Origin of the sequence: Collinsella aerofaciens (genome assembly GCF_015556945.1) — a bacterium.
In the GTDB taxonomy this organism is placed as follows: domain Bacteria; phylum Actinomycetota; class Coriobacteriia; order Coriobacteriales; family Coriobacteriaceae; genus Collinsella; species Collinsella aerofaciens_AO.
On the sequence record NZ_JADNNH010000055.1, the window covers coordinates 1 to 2,651 of the forward strand.

The following is a 2,651-nucleotide window of genomic DNA, read 5'->3' on the forward strand; positions in this document are numbered from 1 at the left end:
GTGGGCGAGCGACGCCACCTGCTCGCGCTGCCCCCGCTCCGCGGCCCAGCGGGCCTCGAGCGACTCGGCGAGGGAGGTCCGCATGGCGTCCATCGCGGCGAGGACGTCGTTCACCTCGCGTACGTTGGTGCTGCCGACCGCGAAGTCGAGCTCCCCCGCGCCGACGCGCCCCGCCGCCTCCGCGAGCGGCGCCATCTTGCGCGAGATCACGCGGCTCGCGCGGCGCGCCACGAGCGCGAGCGCGAGCGCGCTTCCCGCAGCGGCGCCGACGAGCATGAGGTTCTGCGGGTTGGGAAGCAGGCCGGCGAGGTCGCGCGAGACCCACTGAGGCAGGTACTCGCTGACGAGTGCGCAGGCCCCGCCGCCCTTGAGTGGGAACGCGGCGTAGGTGAGGCCCGAGCCCCCGCCCTCGATCTCCACTGTGCCCAGATCCGCGGCAAGTGCCGCACGGGCCATTTCCGTCGCGCCCTCGAGCCGCGTGCCCTCGAGGTCTGTCATCAGCACGTGTCCGTCCTTGTTCAGGATGAGGTAGCGGTACGCCGTCGGCACGTCCTGCTGCCCGCAGACGCCGTCGCGTGCCAGACCCTCCGCGACCTCGCGCGCATTGGCCGGCCCCCAGCTTGCCTCGTAGACGAAGCCCGCGTTGATCGCCGCGGAGAGCGCCATGAACGAGGCGAGCCACGCCGTGGCGACCGCCGCGAACGCGTAGGCGAAGTAGCGCGCGATGACGAAGGAGAGCGGCATGCCCCCGCGACCTCGCGCCTCGGTCCTCAGAGCTGCCACTTGTACCCCATCCCCCAGACGGTCGCGATCGGATCGGCGCCGGCCTCGGAGAGTTTCCTCCGGGCGCGGCTGACCTGCATGGATATGGCCGCGTCGTCGGCGTCGCTCTCCCAGCCGAGCACTGCCTCGCGGATCTGCGCGCGGCTCATGACCTGCCCGGGGTGGCGGGCGAGGTACTCGCAGATGGCGTACTCGGTGGGCGTGAGCGGCACGGCCTCGCCGCCCACGGCGAGGCCGCGCGCCCCGAGGTCGATCCGCACCTCCCCGAAGGAGAGGGCGTGCGAGCGCGGCCGGCGCTCACGGCGTAGATGGGCCGCGACCTTGGCGCGCAGCTCCGCGGCCCCGAAGGGCTTGCGGACGTAGTCGTCGGCGCCCAGGCCGTAGCCGGCCACGGCGTCCTCCTCGGCCACGCGCGCGGTCAGGAAGATGATGGGCCCGTCGAAGTCCGGGCGGATCTGCCGCACGAGCTCGAAGCCGTCGAGCCCCGGCATCATGACGTCGCAGAGCACGAGGTCGAAGCGCGAAAGGTCCATCCCCGGGACCGCCGTCGGGTCCGCCGCCTTGACGACCTCATGGCCGTCGCGGCCGAGGACGCGCGCGAGCGCGTCGAGGATCGCCCGCTCATCATCCACTGCCAGTATCCTCGCCATATTCGACCTCCTGAAACTTCCGTTGCATTGTACTTGCGCCGCGCTCAGCGGTCTAGAGCCCCGCGCGCAGCCGCGGGTGCGGCCGCCCACATGGTGATCTCAGGGTTGGGAAGCACGCGGTCGGCGATCGAGCGCAGCGCCGACCCCCAGCCGGCTTCGAGCAGGGCATTCCCGCCCAGGACGAGCGCTGCGGAGAGGAGGACGAGCACGGCGGCGAGCGGCTTCCTACGCATCTGCCCTCCCGTCCTCGAAGCGGCAGAACCAGGCGATAAGGACGGCGGCGGTTGCCAGGGCGAGCATGAGGCCAGCGAGCGCAGTCGTGAGGAGAGGGCCCGCCGCGCGTGCGGCGTCGATGAAGGCCTCCACCCCGAGCGACCCTAGGCGCGCGGGCCAGGCGAGCGGCACCCAGCTCAGGGGCGTCGCCAGGGCACCGGTGAGCTCGCCGGTCATGAGGCCGTGCGCAAGTCCGCCCACTGAGAAGAATGCGAGGAGCATCCCCGCCGCGCCGGCGCCGATGGCGGCGTTGCGGCCGAGGCGCAGGGCCACGCCGAGCCCCAGCGCGTAGAGGGGCAGACTGCCCAGCACGATGCCCGCCCAGGCGGCCGCAAGCGGAGCGGGCCCGAGCGGCAGGCGCCCGGCGACGGCGAGCACGGCCCCGAACACGCCGAGCGCCACGGCCAGCGCGCCCGCGCCGAGCGCCGCAAGGGCGAGTAGCTTCGCCGCGACGGCGCGCCCGCGCGAGGGGACCGCCGTGAGGTTGGCGAGGCGCCCGGCAGCGCGCTCCTCGTCCACGGCGAGCCCGCAGACGATGGCGGACATAAGCGGCATGAGGGCGCCGAGGAACTGGGCGTAGGCGTCCACGCCCAGCGCCGGGTCCCATCGGGTCATGGAGAAGTACTCGCCGCAGGCAAGACCGGCTGCCAGGCCGCAGACGAGGTGCACCACTGCGAGCGGGGAGCGCGCCAGGCGTAGGGCCTCGGAGAGCAGGGCCCGCGAGAGAGTCATGCGTGGCGTCGGGTCGGAGAGTCGTGTCACGGCCATCACCTCTCCTCGGAGCGCGCGAACCAGGCCGCGCCCGCCGCCGTGAGCGCGGCGAACGCGAGCGCGCAGACCGCAAGGCCCGCCAGTGTAAGCATGCCGTCCGCCGCGAGCGCCCCGCCGAGCGCCATGTCCGCCGCGAGTGGCTCGCCGCTCGGCAGCACGGGGATGAAGCTCGTG

General features: G+C 73.4%; 3 protein-coding genes and 1 pseudogene. All 4 read right to left on the reverse strand.

Annotated features, from left to right (window positions below; translation table 11 throughout):
- Positions 1–744, reverse strand: a pseudogene (locus tag I2F59_RS09755) (sensor histidine kinase); the annotation flags it as partial.
- A gap of 26 nt (positions 745–770) precedes the next feature.
- Positions 771–1,433: a response regulator transcription factor gene (locus tag I2F59_RS09760; RefSeq protein ID WP_195448542.1), complete on the reverse strand. Its 663-nt coding sequence runs from the start codon at positions 1,431–1,433 to the stop codon at positions 771–773.
- Positions 1,434–1,477: 44 nt separating this feature from the next.
- Positions 1,478–1,666 carry a hypothetical protein gene (locus I2F59_RS09765; RefSeq protein ID WP_195504006.1) on the reverse strand — a complete coding sequence of 63 codons (189 nt, stop codon included), beginning with the start codon at positions 1,664–1,666 and terminating at the stop codon, positions 1,478–1,480.
- A complete protein-coding gene (locus I2F59_RS09770) occupies positions 1,659–2,474 on the reverse strand; it encodes an ABC-2 family transporter permease (RefSeq protein WP_195504007.1) in 816 nt (271 codons plus the stop codon). Before I2F59_RS09770 ends, I2F59_RS09765 begins: the two co-directional genes overlap by 8 nt.
- Positions 2,475–2,651: the final 177 nt, after the last annotated feature.

Excerpts from the sequence above, each read along its gene's own strand:
- I2F59_RS09760 (WP_195448542.1), bottom strand. The coding sequence starts at position 1,433 with ATGGCGAGGATACTGGCAGTGGATGATGAGCGGGCGATCCTCGACGCG.
- I2F59_RS09765 (WP_195504006.1), bottom strand. The coding sequence starts at position 1,666 with ATGCGTAGGAAGCCGCTCGCCGCCGTGCTCGTCCTCCTCTCCGCAGCG.
- I2F59_RS09770 (WP_195504007.1), bottom strand. The coding sequence starts at position 2,474 with ATGGCCGTGACACGACTCTCCGACCCGACGCCACGCATGACTCTCTCG.